Annotated in this window: 19 protein-coding genes and 2 pseudogenes; 8 read left to right on the top strand and 13 right to left on the bottom strand. The window is 56.8% G+C overall.

The window, feature by feature from the left end; genetic code table 11:
• Positions 1-72 precede the first annotated feature (72 nt).
• Complete coding sequence (locus tag RSAL33209_RS12685) at positions 73-1,146, bottom strand: IS3 family transposase (RefSeq protein ID WP_012243778.1); 1,074 nt, start codon at positions 1,144-1,146, stop codon at positions 73-75.
• Positions 1,147-1,414: 268 nt separating this feature from the next.
• Between RSAL33209_RS12685 and RSAL33209_RS12675 the strand changes: the two genes are divergently transcribed.
• The 3 genes from RSAL33209_RS12675 (at position 1,415) to RSAL33209_RS18900 (ending at position 2,872) form a co-directional block, all read left to right on the top strand.
• A complete protein-coding gene (locus RSAL33209_RS12675) occupies positions 1,415-1,600 on the top strand; it encodes a phosphoheptose isomerase family protein (RefSeq protein WP_041684796.1) in 186 nt (61 codons plus the stop codon).
• 81 nt (positions 1,601-1,681) lie between these two features.
• Entirely contained in the window at positions 1,682-2,557 is an 876-nt protein-coding gene (locus tag RSAL33209_RS12670) for an extracellular solute-binding protein (RefSeq protein WP_233494205.1), read from the top strand.
• A 57-nt stretch (positions 2,558-2,614) separates the two neighbouring features.
• Positions 2,615-2,872, top strand: a complete 258-nt coding sequence (locus RSAL33209_RS18900; protein WP_233494204.1) for a hypothetical protein — start codon at positions 2,615-2,617, stop codon at positions 2,870-2,872.
• On the opposite strand, the pseudogene RSAL33209_RS17200 reads toward RSAL33209_RS18900, so the two are convergent.
• The 7 genes and pseudogenes from RSAL33209_RS17200 to RSAL33209_RS18895 all read right to left on the bottom strand — a co-directional run bounded on the left by RSAL33209_RS17200 (position 2,833) and on the right by RSAL33209_RS18895 (position 6,674).
• Positions 2,833-4,098: pseudogene (locus RSAL33209_RS17200) on the bottom strand (IS3 family transposase). The gene RSAL33209_RS18900 and the pseudogene RSAL33209_RS17200 overlap by 40 nt on opposite strands.
• A gap of 145 nt (positions 4,099-4,243) precedes the next feature.
• Entirely contained in the window at positions 4,244-5,095 is an 852-nt protein-coding gene (locus RSAL33209_RS12655; RefSeq protein ID WP_041684795.1) for a phytanoyl-CoA dioxygenase family protein, read from the bottom strand.
• 158 nt (positions 5,096-5,253) lie between these two features.
• Entirely contained in the window at positions 5,254-5,559 is a 306-nt protein-coding gene (gene rpsN / locus RSAL33209_RS12650) for a 30S ribosomal protein S14 (protein WP_012246250.1), read from the bottom strand.
• Positions 5,560-5,562: 3 nt separating this feature from the next.
• Positions 5,563-5,730: a 50S ribosomal protein L33 gene (rpmG, locus tag RSAL33209_RS12645; protein WP_012246249.1), complete on the bottom strand. Its 168-nt coding sequence runs from the start codon at positions 5,728-5,730 to the stop codon at positions 5,563-5,565.
• Positions 5,730-5,966, bottom strand: a complete 237-nt coding sequence (rpmB, locus tag RSAL33209_RS12640; protein WP_041684794.1) for a 50S ribosomal protein L28 — start codon at positions 5,964-5,966, stop codon at positions 5,730-5,732. Before rpmB ends, rpmG begins: the two co-directional genes overlap by 1 nt.
• Before the next feature lie 227 nt (positions 5,967-6,193).
• Complete coding sequence (locus tag RSAL33209_RS12635; RefSeq protein ID WP_012246247.1) at positions 6,194-6,592, bottom strand: hypothetical protein; 399 nt, start codon at positions 6,590-6,592, stop codon at positions 6,194-6,196.
• Positions 6,528-6,674: a maleylpyruvate isomerase N-terminal domain-containing protein gene (locus tag RSAL33209_RS18895; RefSeq protein ID WP_233494203.1), complete on the bottom strand. Its 147-nt coding sequence runs from the start codon at positions 6,672-6,674 to the stop codon at positions 6,528-6,530. Before RSAL33209_RS18895 ends, RSAL33209_RS12635 begins: the two co-directional genes overlap by 65 nt.
• A 324-nt stretch (positions 6,675-6,998) precedes the next feature.
• On the opposite strand from RSAL33209_RS18895, the gene RSAL33209_RS12630 reads away from it, so the two are divergent.
• From RSAL33209_RS12630 to RSAL33209_RS12620, 3 genes and pseudogenes are all read left to right on the top strand, one after another.
• Positions 6,999-7,202 (top strand): hypothetical protein, encoded by a 204-nt coding sequence (locus RSAL33209_RS12630; RefSeq protein ID WP_012246246.1) that lies wholly within the window; start codon positions 6,999-7,001, stop codon positions 7,200-7,202.
• A 363-nt stretch (positions 7,203-7,565) separates the two neighbouring features.
• Positions 7,566-9,010: pseudogene (locus RSAL33209_RS12625) on the top strand (CitMHS family transporter).
• A 27-nt stretch (positions 9,011-9,037) separates the two neighbouring features.
• Positions 9,038-9,448 carry a universal stress protein gene (locus RSAL33209_RS12620; protein WP_158539318.1) on the top strand — a complete coding sequence of 137 codons (411 nt, stop codon included), beginning with the start codon at positions 9,038-9,040 and terminating at the stop codon, positions 9,446-9,448.
• On the opposite strand, the gene RSAL33209_RS12615 is transcribed toward RSAL33209_RS12620, so the two are convergent.
• Complete coding sequence (locus RSAL33209_RS12615; protein ID WP_012246241.1) at positions 9,445-10,212, bottom strand: SGNH/GDSL hydrolase family protein; 768 nt, start codon at positions 10,210-10,212, stop codon at positions 9,445-9,447. The two genes, RSAL33209_RS12620 and RSAL33209_RS12615, sit on opposite strands and share 4 nt — an antisense overlap.
• Positions 10,213-10,309: 97 nt before the next feature.
• Between RSAL33209_RS12615 and RSAL33209_RS12610 the strand changes: the two genes are divergently transcribed.
• Together RSAL33209_RS12610 and RSAL33209_RS12605 are read left to right on the top strand one after the other, a co-directional pair.
• Positions 10,310-11,356 carry a zinc-binding dehydrogenase gene (locus RSAL33209_RS12610; RefSeq protein WP_012246240.1) on the top strand — a complete coding sequence of 349 codons (1,047 nt, stop codon included), beginning with the start codon at positions 10,310-10,312 and terminating at the stop codon, positions 11,354-11,356.
• Positions 11,357-11,389: 33 nt separating this feature from the next.
• The gene (locus RSAL33209_RS12605) at positions 11,390-11,809 is read left to right on the top strand and encodes an EVE domain-containing protein (RefSeq protein ID WP_012246239.1); all 420 of its coding nucleotides are present in this window, start codon (positions 11,390-11,392) and stop codon (positions 11,807-11,809) included.
• Between the two features lie 304 nt (positions 11,810-12,113).
• On the opposite strand, the gene RSAL33209_RS12595 is transcribed toward RSAL33209_RS12605, so the two are convergent.
• The 4 genes from RSAL33209_RS12595 to RSAL33209_RS12585 form a co-directional block, all read right to left on the bottom strand.
• On the bottom strand, positions 12,114-13,187 hold the full coding sequence (locus RSAL33209_RS12595; protein WP_012246238.1) for an ABC transporter substrate-binding protein: 1,074 nt from the start codon (positions 13,185-13,187) through the stop codon (positions 12,114-12,116).
• A 19-nt stretch (positions 13,188-13,206) separates the two neighbouring features.
• Positions 13,207-14,013, bottom strand: a complete 807-nt coding sequence (locus RSAL33209_RS12590; RefSeq protein ID WP_325050143.1) for a siderophore-interacting protein — start codon at positions 14,011-14,013, stop codon at positions 13,207-13,209.
• Entirely contained in the window at positions 13,974-14,123 is a 150-nt protein-coding gene (locus RSAL33209_RS19760; protein ID WP_325050054.1) for a hypothetical protein, read from the bottom strand. Before RSAL33209_RS19760 ends, RSAL33209_RS12590 begins: the two co-directional genes overlap by 40 nt.
• 89 nt (positions 14,124-14,212) lie before the next feature.
• Positions 14,213-15,022 (bottom strand): ABC transporter ATP-binding protein, encoded by an 810-nt coding sequence (locus tag RSAL33209_RS12585; protein ID WP_049759101.1) that lies wholly within the window; start codon positions 15,020-15,022, stop codon positions 14,213-14,215.
• Between the last annotated feature and the right edge of the window lie 53 nt (positions 15,023-15,075).

Below are 15,075 nucleotides of genomic sequence, written 5' to 3'. Positions count from 1 at the left end.
CAGCACACAGTCTATTCATTTATAAGAGTGATTCAGCTCTCAAAATGAACCGTTACCGGTTTCTTGCCGCTTTTATGCGAGTCCCTGCACCGGTTGGGCCGGGATGGTTTCTTTAGCGTAATACACTACTTCGTGTTCTGTCGGTGGGATGTCTCCGATGCTGGTGTGTAGGCGGTCGTTGTTGTACCAATCGATCCAGGCCAAGCTGGCCCATTCAACCTCATCGATGGTTTTCAACGGCCCGTTGCGGAAGGGAGAATCTTCTCGGACGGCTTCAGTCTTGAACAGGCCGATGGTGGACTCGGCCAAGGCGTTATCGTAGGCGTCCCCGACAGAGCCGATTGATGCTGCGATGCCCTCCAGAGTCAGGGTTTCCCCGAAATGCAAGGAAGTGTACTGGGACCCGGCGGCGGAATGATGGATCAGCCCTTCTGCGACCGGATGCCTGGTGCGTGTCCGCTGCCATAAGCCCATCCTGAGTGCTGTGCTCACCAGGGCGGTGTCCTTGATCGTGGAGATGTTCCAGCCCACGATGTACTTGGAGAAACAATCAATGATGAACGCGACATAGACGAAACCTGCCCAGGTGCGCACATAGGTGAAGTCCGCAACCCAGCGCTGATTTGGGCCAGCTGCGGTGAAGCACCGATCCAATAAATCCGGGGCACGGTCATGGTTTCGGTCCGGCACCGTGGTGCGCACACCTTTGCCCCGTACCCGGCCTTTCAAACTCAACAAGCTCATGAGCCGGTTCACCTGCCGGTAAGAGACCTCGAATCCTTTCCGACGCAGCCAAGCCGTCATTTTCCTCCTCCCGTACATTCCCTCCGGTGTCCCTACCGTTCCTAGCAACGCATCCATAACCGAAGCCTCTGCCATGTCCCGGACCGAAGCGGTGGAGACCTTCCAACTACGGTAGGTCCGGGCAGTGACCGTTAAGCCCTGGCCACGCAGGACCTTGCAGATCACCTCGACTGCCCAGCCAAGGAAGCGTTGTTCATCGATGAATCCCCTGATCAATGCTTCGCGGGGGTCGAGTTCCCCCGCGAAGAAAACCGACGCAGCCTTCACAATCTCTAACGACTCACGCAGCTCACGATTCTCACGTTTGAGCGCACGTACCTGCTCCGATTCCGTCGTGGACATCCCTACCCTGGTCCCGGCATCAATTTAGGCCTGCCTCACCCAACGACGTAGGGATTCCTTCCCAACCCCGACTTTGCCGCCCACAGCAGCACAAGCAGCCATCAACGATGGATACTCCTGGAGATGATCCAAAACCAGCCGCACCGACCTGTCCCGAACCTCCCGCGAAAACTTCCGATTCATAACCATCAATGCTTCCTTCCAAACTCAAAAGGAAGCGGCATAAAACCGGTAACGGTTCACACTGACCACAGCGGGCGGCACGGGCGTGGGGGCCGTTTCTTCGTTGACGGCAGCCTACATTGCACAGTTACTGACCATCGGCGCTGCGGTGAAGTTGGCTGAAGGCGGCACCCAACCGCCGTTCTATATTTCCGCAAATATTCCAGGCGGAGACGATCACAATAACGCATGGGAGGCGCTCTATGATGAGCGGATCCGTCAGGTTTCATGAGCTGGGTCCGGTCCAAACCGGGCAGTGCAATGGCGCCAATCACACAGCAATGACAATCGCACCATCGAGGGAAGGCAAGAAATGAACATCCAAACGAAGTCTTTTGAACGGCGTGGCTTTCTACGCGGCGCGCTCGCGGTAGCCGTATTGGTGCCGCTCGGTGGCGCCCTAGCTTCTTGCGCTGCCGGTGGCGGCGACAGCAGCAGCGGTGGCCAGACCGGCTCAGTTTCCGACTCCAACCCCTTCGGCCTGGCCGATAACTCGACGATCGACGTCGTGGTCTTCAAGGGTGGTTATGGCATTGATTATGCTGAGTTCGCCGGCAACTTATTGACCAAGAACCACAAGGGCATCACGGCAAAGGTCAATGCTTCGACCGATATTTCTGGCGAACTGCAACCGCGCTTTGCTGGTGGCATCCCGCCGGACTTGTTCGATAACTCCGGCGCAAAGTCCATCGGTATCAGCACCATTTTGGATCAGCTGGAAGACCTTAGCTCGGTCATCAATGGCAAGAACCTCGAAGGCACTGCCATCAAGGACACTTTGTACGATGGTGTTACTGCCCCGGGCACCTTCAACGGTAAGCTCGCTGCGATTAACTACGCGTTGACCGTTTACGCTGTCTGGTACTCGGCTTCGCTCTTTGAGGCCAATGGTTGGACGCCGCCCAAGACCTGGGATGAAGCTCTTGCGCTCGGTGCAAAGGCTGCCGAAAAGGGCAAGAAGCTTTTCGTTTGGGGCAAGGAAGCTGCTACCTATTACATGGAGCTGGCAGTTAGCTCTGCGGTGAAGGAAGGTGGCAACGAGGTTCGTCTTGCCATTGAAAACCTCAAGGCAGATGCCTGGTCACACCCGGCCATTCAGTCGGTCTTTAACAAGATCGCGGAAGCCGTGCAAAAGGGTTACTTCGTGCCCGGTGGCTCCGGAACTCATTTCACCGCCGCACAAGCATAGTGGTCGAATAGCCAGGATGCCTTGCTCTATCCGTCCGGCTCTTGGATTGAAAACGAGATGAAGGCGCAGACTAAGGCCGACTTCAAGATGACTGGCGTACCGGCGTTTACGGTCTCATCAGACTCGAAGCTTCCTTATGAGACCTTGCACAGTGCGGCAGGCGAGCCGTTTATGGTTCCTACCAAGGGCAAGAACGTATCAGGTGCCAAAGAATTCCTGCGCACCATGCTTTCAAAAGAAGCAGCTGAATCGCTCCGGTGTGTCCGGAGGGTTTCTCAGACGATGAGCCTGTCGGCGGCTGCCGTGCTCTGGTAGTGATTGTAGTAGTGGTTTTCTAGCTCTACTGGTGGGATGTCTCCGCAGTACTGGTAGAGCCTTCGGTGGTTGTACCAATCGGCCCATTCAGCGGTGCCGATTTCGACTTCTTCTATAGTCCGCCAGGGCTTGCCGGGTTTGATCAGCTCGGTCTTATAAAGCCCGTTGATGGTTTCCGCCAAGGCGTTGTCGTAACTATCACCCACAGAACCGATCGAGGGGCGGATACCGGCCTGGGCCAGGCGTTCGGTGAAGGCCAAGGAGGCGTATTGAGCCCCGGCATCGTGATGATGAATCACCCCGGAAATCTCAGCCCCGGCCCGTTCACGACTCCAGATTGCCTGATTAACTGCGTTGAGCACTAGCACGGTGTTCATAGAAGCACTCGCTGACCAGCCCAGGATCCTCCGAGAGTAGGCATCGATCACGAAGGCAACATAGACCCACCCGGACCAGGTCGAAACATAGGTGAAATCATCTACCCATAGCCGATCCGGTGCCGTTGGTGTGAAATCACGGCGGACCAAGTCCTTCGCTCGGGCCGCCTTCGAGTCTTTGATCGTGGTGCGTTTGACCTTGCCACGGACCGCACCCTGTATGCCAAGTAACCCCATGAGCCGTTCTACCGTGCACCTGGCCACCGGCACACCTTCACGGTTCATCGCCAACCAGACTTTCCTGGTGCCGTAAACCCCGTAATTAGCGGCATACACCTTCTGGATCACGGGCTTGAGCACCTCATCACGTTGTTCTCGGTGAGATCGTGTTTTATCCACCCATTCGTAGTACGTGGACGGGGTGGTCTTCACCCCGTCCCAGTAAGCACCTGGCAGATCGACTCGACACCCCACCGCAATCCATTATTCTCGCGGTGACCGGCATGGTCCTTGATGTATTTCACGATCAGTGTTGTGGCGGTCGAGTTCGACCGCGAAAAAAGCTGAAGCACTCCGAAGGATCGCGTTCGCCCGTTTCAGCTCAGCGTTCTCACGCCGTAACCGTTTCAGCTCGGCCGATTCCGTGCTCGTTGTTCCAGTTCTAGTACCAACATCGATCTCGGCTTGCCGGACCCATTTACGCACCGTTTCCGGCACACCCACACCCAAAAGCTGGGCAACTTTTTGCATCGCCGCCCACTCCGAAGACGCACCCTCCATCTCCGCCACCATGCGCACCGTACGATCCTTCAACTCCTGCGGATACCGTGTCGTAGTCTTCCCTGCCATGTCCTGATCCTCTCAAACAAGAAAGTCTCCGGACACACCGGGGCGATTCACCCGACTGCTCACCGGCACCCAGACAGACCAGCGCGGAGTCACGCAACACCGGATCTGGGGTTCGATAAAGCGCCCAGTCACCCATGATTCCTGCCTAGAGTCCGTCTGCCCAGTTCCAATCGTTCTGCCAACGCCAATCTATCGGCTCGCCGCTGCGCTGATACCGAATATCGGTGCTCAACCTGATCACACCGTCCGGATCCACATTGTCAAGTGCCGCGTGCACCATATGGGCGGAGTGCACCACGACGTCGCCGGCTTGATAATCCGCTGCCAGCCACCGGGCATCATGCTTTTGCGCCAAACCGGGCAAGTCAGCCGTGATTGAAGCGGCCGGTTGCGGCAAGGTTCCAGCCGCTTCTTCTGCCAGCACCCAACGGTGGCTCTGTTCTAAGTAGACCAAGCCACCCCTGCTACGTGGACAATCCCCCAGCGGAATCCACATTGAAAGCACTTTGTCGGCGCCTTCACGCAAGTACACCAAGTCATAGTGCGCCTGCGTCGCGGTGCCAATTCCGGCATCACCAGGGCGAGTATGTCTGATGATTTTGCGCCGATGCAGATGCACGTCGTCGGCAAGAAACCACTTGAACCAGTCAACGATTCTTGGGTGAGCAGTTAGCCCGGCATATTCAGTGCCGGGAACGATCGAATCGAAAAGTACCCTGCGCAATGCTGCTTGGTCTGGCTTCTGCTCTGCGGAGATGCCTTGCCCCGGGTCGGTGCCGACGCGGTGCAGCCCAGTGCCCGCTAATGATTTGAAGTAGTAGTGTCGGAAGTCTTGCACATCCTGACTAGGCAAGAATCCTTTCAGATAAAGGTAGCCATCGTTGCGTATTCGATGCCACAGCGCATCGAAATCTCGCATTTCGCTGGCTGGAACCGGGTCCAGCAGGCCTAGTCGTTGCGGCGATTCGTCCAGGCTGTAGCCATTGGAGGTGAGCATTCTTCGAGCGTAGAGGTGTCTGCCGCGCTTGAAAATGGACTTTGAACGCGTACCGTTTGAACTTTTCTTCGAAATTAGCGGAGAAACAAAAAGGGGCGGCGGTCCGAAGACCACCGCCCCTTTAGGCGTTCACCGCGTTTGAGCGGTGAATGAAGTTTTTACCAGCTCGACTTCTTGATACCGGGCAATTCGCCACGGTGAGCCATGTCGCGGAAGCGAACACGGGAGATGCCGAACTTCTGGAGGGTACCGCGCGGGCGTCCGTCGATCGCGTCGCGGTTACGTAGACGGATCGGTGAGGCGTTGCGGGGCAGCTTCTGCAGACCCAAACGGGCCTCTTCGCGCTGCTCGTCGGTCGACTCCGGGTTAACCAAAGCCTTCTTCAAGGCAAGGCGCTTCTCGGCGTAACGCTCGACGATGACCTTGCGCTGGTCGTTCTTAGCGATCATTGACTTCTTAGCCATGTCTTAGCGCTCCTCTCGGAATTCGACGTGCTGACGGATCCTGGGGTCGTACTTCTTCAGAACCAAACGGTCTGGGTCGTTACGACGGTTCTTGCGAGTCACGTAGGTGTGGCCGGTGCCGGCCGTGCTCTTGAGCTTGATGATCGGACGTACGTCCTTGTCTTTAGCCATTAGAGCTTCACCCCACGTGCAAGGATCTCGGTGACGACTGCGTCAATGCCGCGGACGTCGATGGTCTTGATGCCACGTGCAGAAACCTGCAGCGTGACATTACGGCGCAGGGACGGTACCCAGTAGCGCTTCTTCTGAATGTTCGGGTCGAACCGACGCTTGTTGCGGCGGTGCGAGTGCGAAATGCTATGCCCGAAGCCCGGCTCAGCTCCAGTCACCTGGCAATGTGCTGCCATGATCTGCCTCCATTGATGTGTATGTTTAAGCGCAAAGCAGCGTCCAGCTCTACAAAATGATTTCTCAGATTTGGCCGACGTCGGGTCCGTGCAACTTGAGCCCCTCACTACCGACCGCTGCCTTCAAACAGCCATCGGAGCAATTGCCCGGGTTCCACGCCACTTAGCGCCTCACTAGTTTACCGGCATCGCGAGGGTTAAAGCCAATCAGCACACTAGCTACGCACTCAACCGTGCCGGAAAATCATTTGCACCCTCGCCGGACAACTCACTCGGATCAACTTTCGCCCGGAAGGAAAGAGAAGCAGACCGACTCTACTGCCGAGCTTCTGCGATGTCTTCACTAAATAACCCAGCGCGAGCAGCACAGATTCAAGGGGATAAGCACTGTGGATACCCAGCAGACGACGAATATCCTCACCGTGCGCAATTTCTTCAATCAACCGAGTGACAGGATCCGCGGGCGGAGTTGCAGTTAGCGGAATCGCCACTTCCAACGCGGTCAAAGTTCGCGTTGGATAGGTATAGCGCTCCCGGTCGACGCCGGCCTGGCTATTGCGATCAAAGTCGAAACGCGCGGCAATAATTCCGCGAACAAAGCCAGGTCTTGTGGTCTTGTAGACCAATCAAATGCGCCAGCACGCCGTGCACACTCCAGCCAGCAGACAACAACGGCGTACTCCACCGCTCCGCACTGAGATGGCGCACATCGGCAGCGAGCGCGGCTCGCTCTTCATGAGCCAGTCGCCACCTCCGTTTTTGTCCGAGCTGCCTAGGGACTTATCCGAGCATCGGATAGCGGTCAAAGAGGACAGGAACGCTATCGAGCTAGTCAATAGCAGCCAGGACCATGCGTGTGCCCGCCACGGTATAGCCAATCCCAGAACGCCATGCGTTCAATCAAAAATAGGTACTAGCCAGTCAACCCTGACGGTTGATTGGAAAACGCGCTTCTGAGCGATTCGATCGTCAGTGAATCCTAGGCAACTCTAGTGTCCCGAAGTTAATCGATAAACGAATCAAGAAAAGCCCTTGCCAGGGATAGCAGGTAAAACCGTGCAAGGCGACTACGGCGTACAGGCATACAACATCAACGCTGCAGGCGTGAAATACACACGCATATGGCCGCAGGGTGCGGTTGGCGCAAACAGCTATCAATGCCAAAAAGAAGATATCTCGCTAAACAACATCAACGCACCAACCAACATTGAAGGATGGAAGGTCTCGGTGCAGTAGAGCCATCAATGGCGCTGATGATTGCCGCCACTGAAGCCAAGCTACGCGCAAGGTTACCTGACTCTTAGATATCGTAAAGTTGGCAACTTTTCCCCTCTATCGTCTTGCTGGTCAGGTGTTCGACCCGGCAAGGGGCTGCACACCTGACCAGCTAAAAACGCAAAGCAAGCTACTCAGCACCTCTGACCTAGATCGAATACGGATCAACGTGAGCACAATGCGCAAAACTCCGCTTAAAGAGAACATTGCCACTCAGCTCCCCTAAACCCACACTGTGAGCTAAGACACGTCTTACCCTCTTTTAGGGGGGCCAGCGAATCGCAGCGTGCCCTGACAATGACGTCGGACGCAATGGGAGAGAACGTGCTGGTAATCCTCGGATTCTTGATGATTTTGGTCTTCATGGTGCTCATCATGACCAAGCGAATGACCCCGGTCCTGGCACTCATCATCGTGCCCACCGTATTCGCGCTCTTCGCGGGCGGCCTGCTTTGGGGTCCCAAAGAGCACAACATCGGCGAGATGGTGATGAAATCAATCGGTGGCATGGCCTCAACAGCTGCACTGCTGATGTTCGCGATCATCTTCTTTGGCCTGATGATCGACGTCGGCCTTTTCGATCCGTTAGTGCGCTACATTCTGAAGGTACTGGGCAACGACCCGGCCAAGGTCGTGCTTGGCACCGCTCTTCTTTCTGGCGCAGTCTCGCTGGACGGCGACGGCTCCACTACCTTCATCATCACCACGGCGGCGATGCTGCCGATTTATCTCAGACTGGGCATTAGCCCAGTAGTCCTCACCTGCGTGGCCGGCCTAACCAACGGCACACTCAACATCGTGCCTGGGGTGGCCCCACGATCCGCGCCGCGACCGCACTAAAGGTTCCAGCCACTGACATCTTCGTGCCCATGATCCCGTCCCTCATCGTTGGACTCATCATCTGCTTCGCATTCGCTTGGCTGCTGGGCATCAGCGAGCGCAATCGACTGCGCGCCCTGGACCCCATCACCTGGGCACCCGGAGCTGGCCAAACCATCGCGGCCAAGGGCGACAACTTCAGCAAGAAAACCTTCGGTGGCGGCCTGGGTAAGGCGCTCGGTGGTGCCGGCAAATTGGTCAAAGCGAAAGTTTATCTAGCCGACTCGGCAATGGCAGATACCGTGTTAGACCCCAACCGATCCACACTGCGTCCCAAGCTCATTTGGTTCAACTTGGCGCTGACCGTCATCGTGATGATCGTGCTGGTCATCGACGTCATTCCGCTGCCCTACGTCTTCATGCTTGGCAGCGCCATCGCCTTGCTAGTCAACTTCCCGAAGGTTGGCGATCAGGCTAAGCAGCTGATTGCGCACGCACCGTCTGTGGTCGCCGTAGTTGCGATGGTAATGGCCGCCGGCGTCTTGACCGGCATGCTCAGCGGCACCGGCATGGTGGATGCCATGTCCCAGTGGCTTGTGCAGATCATTCCGCCGTCAATGGGGCCCTACGCCGCAGTAATCACCGGCCTGATCTCCATTCCGGCAACCTTCCTGATGAGCAATGATGCCTTCTACCTCGGCATTTTGCCGATACTCAGCAAGACCGCCGAAAACTACGGGATCCAACCGGTAGAAATGGCTCGCGCCTCGATCACCGGCCAACCAGTGCACCTACAGAGCCCTTTGGTGCCAGCAATTCTGCTCCTCGTCTCCCTAGCCAACGTGGATCTGGGCGATCACCACAAGAAAGTGCTCTGGCGCGCATTGGTCGTCTCGCTCGCGATGCTCACCGTCGGCGTTCTCTTCGGCGTCATCCCGTTCGGCCGCTAAGCCGTGAATCTCTCGGAAGGAACTGCGTTGAAAAGAGACACATTGCCAACCATCATCCTCGTCCATGTAAAGGGCGACGACGGCGCCGCAGCAATTGCCGAGGCGATCAGCCAGGCGCGCTGGCGGCAAGCGAAGATCGTCGCGAGCGGCGACGCCAGTGCGACGCCGGTCTACGCCTCACCTGAAGCTCGAAGCGAAGTTGCCGAAGCACTCGAATCAGCTGGAATTGAGTATGAGTTAGTGCTGGCACGCGACAACACGGCCGAACAGGTCTTGGAACTGGCCGAAGGTTATTCTGCCGAGCTAATTGTGCTTTCTACCCGGAAACGCTCCCCCGTCATGAAGCTCTTTAATGGGCTCAATGGCGCAACAAATCATCCTGGAAGCGGACTGCCCAGTGCTGACAGTTCGCGGCCACTAGTTAGGAAAGTGGCTTAGCTGAGTGGATTCCGTAACTCTGGCCAGCGTGGATCCAATTCATCTCCTGATGAAGCTCCGCGCACTCGTCGGCCGATCCACGGCCCCACGTGGTCACACGTCCATTCGGCTTGCGCTTTGAGTCGCTCCGAGGTCGATTTTGCTGCAAAAACTGGTAACGCCGGTTCCGCTAAAGTCGAGGGCTTACCCAGCACGCCAAGCACTCGCTGCGCCATCCGTTGATGCCCCGCAGTGGACATATGGATCCGGTCTTCAGCCCACATCCGCCAGTCGTCAAACTCGCGGAACCGCCAAAAATCGATCAACAGCGTGCCGTGCTTATCTGAGATCTCCCGCACCAGCTCGTTATAGATCGCCGTCCGGCCGCGTAACCGAGCAAAGATCTTAGAAACTTTCGCATCGAAGCCAGTGAACATCGCCACCTGCGCGCCAGCAGCAACCAATGCACCAATCGCCTCGTCATAACGAACCATCAGCGCATCGATATCTACCGTGGGCCGCATCAGATCGTTGACGCCCGAGTAAATCGTGACCAAAGTTGGTTTCATCGCCAGCGCTGGAGCCAGCTGCTCGTCAAGAATTTGGCCCATTTTGCGGCCACGGATCGCTAAGTTCGCATAACCCCAGTCGCCGTTTTGCTCAGCAAGTTGCGCCGCAACGACGTCTGCCCAACCTCGAACGCCATTGGGCAAATCCGGCGCATGATCGCCCACCCCTTCGGTAAAGGAGTCGCCTAAGGCCAGGTACCGGTTCGCAAAGTCCACACCTTCATCCTAGGTACAGCGGCGGGGAGTATCGTGGCCGGTAAGTAGTCTTGAGTAACTATTTACGTATCGTTCACGTTATTTCGAGGAGCTAGCTGTGCTTGCCACCATCATCCATGCCCCCGGCGACATTCGCGTCGAGGACCTGCCGCAACCGACCATCCTGAACCCTAGCGACGCCGTCGTCCGGGTGGTTGCCGCTTGCGTTTGCGGCTCAGATCTATGGCCTTACCGTGGCGTGAAGCCCACCAAAGAGGCGCACGGAATTGGCCACGAGCTAGTCAGCGTAGTTGAGGAAATTGGTGCAGACGTCCAAACCGTCAAACCCGGTGATTTTGTCATCTCGCCGTTCGCGATCAGCGATGGCACCTGTGTCAACTGTAAAAATTGCTGGACCCAAGCGTGCGAGCACGGCACCGGCTTTGGTGGCGACGACGGATTCGGCTTGCCGGTTACCGGCGCACAGAGCCAATTTGTTCGGATGCCTTACGCCGATGGCACCTTGATCGCCACGCCAGAAATGCCCTCCGATGACCTCATCCCGCACCTGCTCACGCTCGCTGACGTCATGTGCACCGGCCACCACGCAGCAGTTTCCGCCGAGGTTGGGCCGGGCAAGACGGTCGTTGTGGTGGGCGACGGCGCCGTCGGACTTTCCGGGGTGCTGGCCGCAGCGCGCCTCGGTGCAGGGCGGATCATCATCATGTCTCGGCACGAGGATCGCCAGAAGCTTGCCGTCGAATTCGGCGCGACCGACGTCGTCGCCGAACGCGGCGAAGGAGGCATTGCCAAGATCAAGGAACTCCTAGGTGGCTTGGCAGATTGCGCGCTCGAGTGCGTGGGCACCAAAGAATCGATGGACCAGGCCCTGCACGTGCTGCGTCCGGGCGGACACCTCGGCTATGTGGGCGTGCCCGTTGGCGAATCAGCGCTACCGTTGCGCTACCTATTTGAAACCAACATCCACGTGGCTGGCGGCATCGCACCAGCACATACTTACATTCCAGAGCTGCTGCCGGAAGTTCTCAATGGCACCATCAAACCGGGCAAAGTTTTCGACTTAGAGCCGCCGTTGAGCGAAGCTGCTGAAGCGTACAAAGCAATGGATGAGCGTCGCGCTATCAAGGTGCTGCTCCGCCCCTAATTTTGGCATTCACTGCAACGAAAGGATCATCTGATGAGCAACTTTTGGCTGGCCGTGGTGAGCGCTCAGCATGTTCGCCAAGGCGTGGAATTTGGCATTGTGCAGACCAACCATGGCAAGCCACAAGGCATCCGTCGGATGAGCCCAGGCGACGGCTTGGTCTATTACTCGCCGAAGACTAGCTACCCGGACGGTGAGCCGCTCAAGGCTTTTACCGCTGTGGGCCGCATTGCCGACGGCGAACCTTGGCAAAGCGATGTTGAAAACTTTAAGCCTTGGCGTCGCAAAGTGCACTACGACCTCAGCACAGACGTGTCACTTGCCGAGCTGCAGCCCCAATTGGAGTTCACACAAGAAGCCAATTGGGGCTACCAGTTGCGCCGAGGCGTGGTGCCAATCACAGAGCATGACTTTGCCCTCATTCGGCAGGCCATAACGAGCACTACCGCTTAGCCTCGGAATGCTCCAGATCTATGCGTTCGTCCAGAATGTGGCATAAATACCCAATGCTCCAGAGCAAACCGCGACTCAAGCGGTAGAGTGCACCTCGAGTAAAACTTTGCGGAATTTACAACCAGCATTCGATTGGGCGGGGGCCACGGATGACAAAGCGCTTTCAACACGGCCTGATTGTCGGCAAGGTCTGCCGCCGTCGAAAAGGCAATGTCGAACGCGTTTAAATTCCATCCGGCCGAAAGCAATACCAACTTCCGCTGCAAGCTCATCTGCAATCCGGTATTCGGGCCGCGGGCTGAATTTAGGCCTTCGCAGCAGCCTTATCCGCCATCGAAACAACCAGATCCACCGCCCATTTCAGCGACAGCGGCGAAGAAGCCACAATAGCCAAACTCAGCGTATTGTCATCGAAGCCAACCAGAGCATCACGCTTGACTGCCGGAATCTGGCTCAACAGCGGGGCCTTGGTAAGCGACTCTTTGGTGAAGTCACTAGAAAAGTCGATGAACATGATGTCGCTGACTAGTTCATTGGCTTTTTCGGTGGAGAACGAAAAGTAATAATCTTTGACGTCCTTTTGCCAGTCGAGCAAAACAGGGGCCGGTTTGAGGCCCAGCTCCATCAGGAAACGCGAACGCGGGTCACCCGTTGTACATAAGAACATCTGCCCGGTGGTTGCCGTGTCTACCCCGCTCCAGATGAAGGTCTTTCCCGCCAAGTTGTGGAACTTCGACTTTTCAGCCGTCATGATTGCATCAGTATCTTTGATCAGCTGCTCTGCTTTGGCGTTCCGGCCCAAGGCTTTACCCACAAGTCGGAGCGAATCCCGCCATGGCATTTGGTAGGCCTGACCCTCGGGGTACAAAACCACCGGCGCAATTTTCGAAAGCTTTTCGTATCCCTCTTGGCTCAGCTGCGAGTACGCCGCAACGATTACTTCAGGACTGGTCTTAGCAATCTCAGTAAAATTCCAGCCATCGGTCTCGGAATAGATCACCGGCGCAGCTGTGCTGCCCAACGGTGCGCCAAGTTGCTCCAACGCATCTTGTTTCCAAGGCGTCAGACCTTGCGCATCACCACCCCAAGCTACTTTTGGAACCCCCACTGGCACTACGCCCAGCGCCATGACCATATCGTCGTTGGTCCAGGAAATCGTTGCTACCCGGCTAGGCGCTTTGGCAATCACGGTCTCGCCCAAGGCATGCTTTATTGTCACGGGGAAAGTACCGTCAACATCGGATGCCGCGGAGGCTCCAGCGTCGGTCACGGTGCCAGTGGAACAAGAAGCTAGCCCCAAACCGATGGCAGCTACGCCCATTAGCGCAAAGCCTTGACGCCGAGAAAAGCTGCTTCGAAACAGATCAAGCTCAGACATCTTCAGATTTTCCCGTTCGCTAATATCCCATAAAGGCAACTTGTTTGCGATCCATTCCGACTTCACGGACCAGATAGCGACGCAACTCTTTGATCACACCGGCTTCGCCGGCAATCCAGGCGTACAGCGCACTGGATAACCCGTCGCTTTCGGGATCTGGTGATTCCCAAAGGATCACCTCATCTACGTTGACGTCCTCAAGCTCTACCTTGGCCACATGCGATCCCGGCAAACATGCCGCACGTACCGCAGCACCTAAAAGCTCGCCGTGCGCGGCTTGATCACGAGCCAACGATTTAATTTCGACGCCGGCTGGTGCCTTCAGCGCTAAAAAGTCAGCCGATTCTGGCACCTCTAAAATCGCGGTCCCGCTCACATCCGCAGCCAAAGTATCTAAAATGGCCGCAATGGCCGGAACCGCTGTCTCATCGCCAACCAACAAGAGTCGCTTCGACGCCCCGGGCTTAAACTCGATGCCAAGACAAGGCCCGGCAGCCGCATTCGGACCAATCAGAATCAGCTCGTCACCAATAACAGCGTCTGCCGCCCAGCTAGCCGCAGGCCCGGCTGGGCCGCCGTCAACTGGCGGATGCAGAACAAAATCTACGTCCACTTCGGCCTGAGCAGGGCGGGCTTCACGCACGGTATAGGTCCGCATGGAACCGCGCGTCGCCGGGTCCATGGCAAGCCACGTTTGGTACCACGAGGCATCTGGCTGAGCTATCAAGGTTTGGAAGTCCGGCAAGTTGTGCCCCGGCGAGGGCACCATGACTTTGATGCGCAAATCTAGCGTCTGGCCCGAAGCATCAGAACCGAAATCGCGCAGGTCCTCGGAGGAAAGGTAATCCGTTTGAAGTGCGGGCCCAAGTCCTGGACCTTTCCAACCTTAACGCTGAAGGCTTTCATCGGTTGGATCGTCTCAGTAACAGTGCTCATGCTTCTACTCCTTCAAATTCATCGGATTCACGGGGTAGTGCCGCTAAGTTATCTGGTGCTGACTGCAAAGTTCTTGAGTGTTGGCGGCCTTACGGCACCACCATGGGTGCCCCGGTCACCGGATCCGGCAAGATCACTGATTCCAAACCAAAAACTTCTCGAACCAGCTCTTCGGTCAACACTTTGGAAGGTGTACCTTGCGCAGCAATTGCGCCATTTTTCATCGCAATAAGGTGATCGCCGTACCTAGCTGCCAGGTTGAGTTCATGCAGAACAATCGCCACGGTGGTCCCCCGGCTCCGGTTGAGTTCGGTAACCAAATCAAGCACTTCAACCTGATGCGCCATATCCAAGTAGGTCGTCGGCTCATCTAAAAGCAGTAGTGGAGTCTGCTGGGCAAGCGCCATTGCAATCCAAACTCGCTGACGCTGACCACCCGATAGCTCGTCCACACCACGCTCTGCCAGTTGCAAAGTGTCGGTAGCCTCTAACGCCTCAGCTACGGCGTCGTCGTCCTCTTTGCTCCATTTTCGGAACCAGCCCTGATGCGGGTAGCCGCCGCGGCCCACCAGCTCTGAGACGGTAATGCCGTCAGGTGCTATGGGCGATTGGGGTAGCAGCCCCAATCGCCGAGCTACCTGTTTGGCCGGCAACTTGTGAATGTCAGTGCCATCGAGCAATACCGAGCCAGCACCGGGCTTGAGCAATCTTGCCAATCCGCGCAACAGGGTGGACTTACCGAAGGCGTTTGCGCCAACAATCATCGTCACCTGCCCCTGCGGAAGTTCGACGCTGAGCCCATCGACCACGGTCCGTTCACCGTAAGCCAGCGATATGCCCTCGGCCGCCAGGGTTGGCCCGGCTTGGCTAGCCGAGTGAGAATTCGCCTCGGTGCTCATCCGCTTCTCCTTCGAGAGTTCATCAGGGTTCTTTGCTTGTTTGTCTTGTTGGG

Source organism: Renibacterium salmoninarum ATCC 33209 (assembly GCF_000018885.1).
GTDB lineage: Bacteria > Actinomycetota > Actinomycetes > Actinomycetales > Micrococcaceae > Renibacterium > Renibacterium salmoninarum.
The sequence above is the reverse complement of the archived record's forward strand: the minus strand, read 5'-3'. Positions and strand labels throughout refer to the sequence as shown.

What these genes read in the sequence shown, in the direction of transcription:
- RSAL33209_RS12685 (WP_012243778.1), bottom strand. Translation starts at nt 1,146, where the DNA reads ATGTCCACGACGGAATCGGAGCAGGTACGTGCGCTCAAACGTGAGAAT.
- RSAL33209_RS12670 (WP_233494205.1), top strand. Translation starts at nt 1,682, where the DNA reads ATGAACATCCAAACGAAGTCTTTTGAACGGCGTGGCTTTCTACGCGGC.
- RSAL33209_RS18900 (WP_233494204.1), top strand. Translation starts at nt 2,615, where the DNA reads ATGAAGGCGCAGACTAAGGCCGACTTCAAGATGACTGGCGTACCGGCG.
- RSAL33209_RS12655 (WP_041684795.1), bottom strand. Translation starts at nt 5,095, where the DNA reads ATGCTCACCTCCAATGGCTACAGCCTGGACGAATCGCCGCAACGACTA.
- rpsN (WP_012246250.1), bottom strand. Translation starts at nt 5,559, where the DNA reads ATGGCTAAGAAGTCAATGATCGCTAAGAACGACCAGCGCAAGGTCATC.
- rpmG (WP_012246249.1), bottom strand. Translation starts at nt 5,730, where the DNA reads ATGGCTAAAGACAAGGACGTACGTCCGATCATCAAGCTCAAGAGCACG.
- rpmB (WP_041684794.1), bottom strand. Translation starts at nt 5,966, where the DNA reads ATGGCAGCACATTGCCAGGTGACTGGAGCTGAGCCGGGCTTCGGGCAT.
- RSAL33209_RS12605 (WP_012246239.1), top strand. Translation starts at nt 11,390, where the DNA reads ATGAGCAACTTTTGGCTGGCCGTGGTGAGCGCTCAGCATGTTCGCCAA.
- RSAL33209_RS12595 (WP_012246238.1), bottom strand. Translation starts at nt 13,187, where the DNA reads ATGTCTGAGCTTGATCTGTTTCGAAGCAGCTTTTCTCGGCGTCAAGGC.
- RSAL33209_RS19760 (WP_325050054.1), bottom strand. Translation starts at nt 14,123, where the DNA reads ATGAGCACTGTTACTGAGACGATCCAACCGATGAAAGCCTTCAGCGTT.
- RSAL33209_RS12585 (WP_049759101.1), bottom strand. Translation starts at nt 15,022, where the DNA reads ATGAGCACCGAGGCGAATTCTCACTCGGCTAGCCAAGCCGGGCCAACC.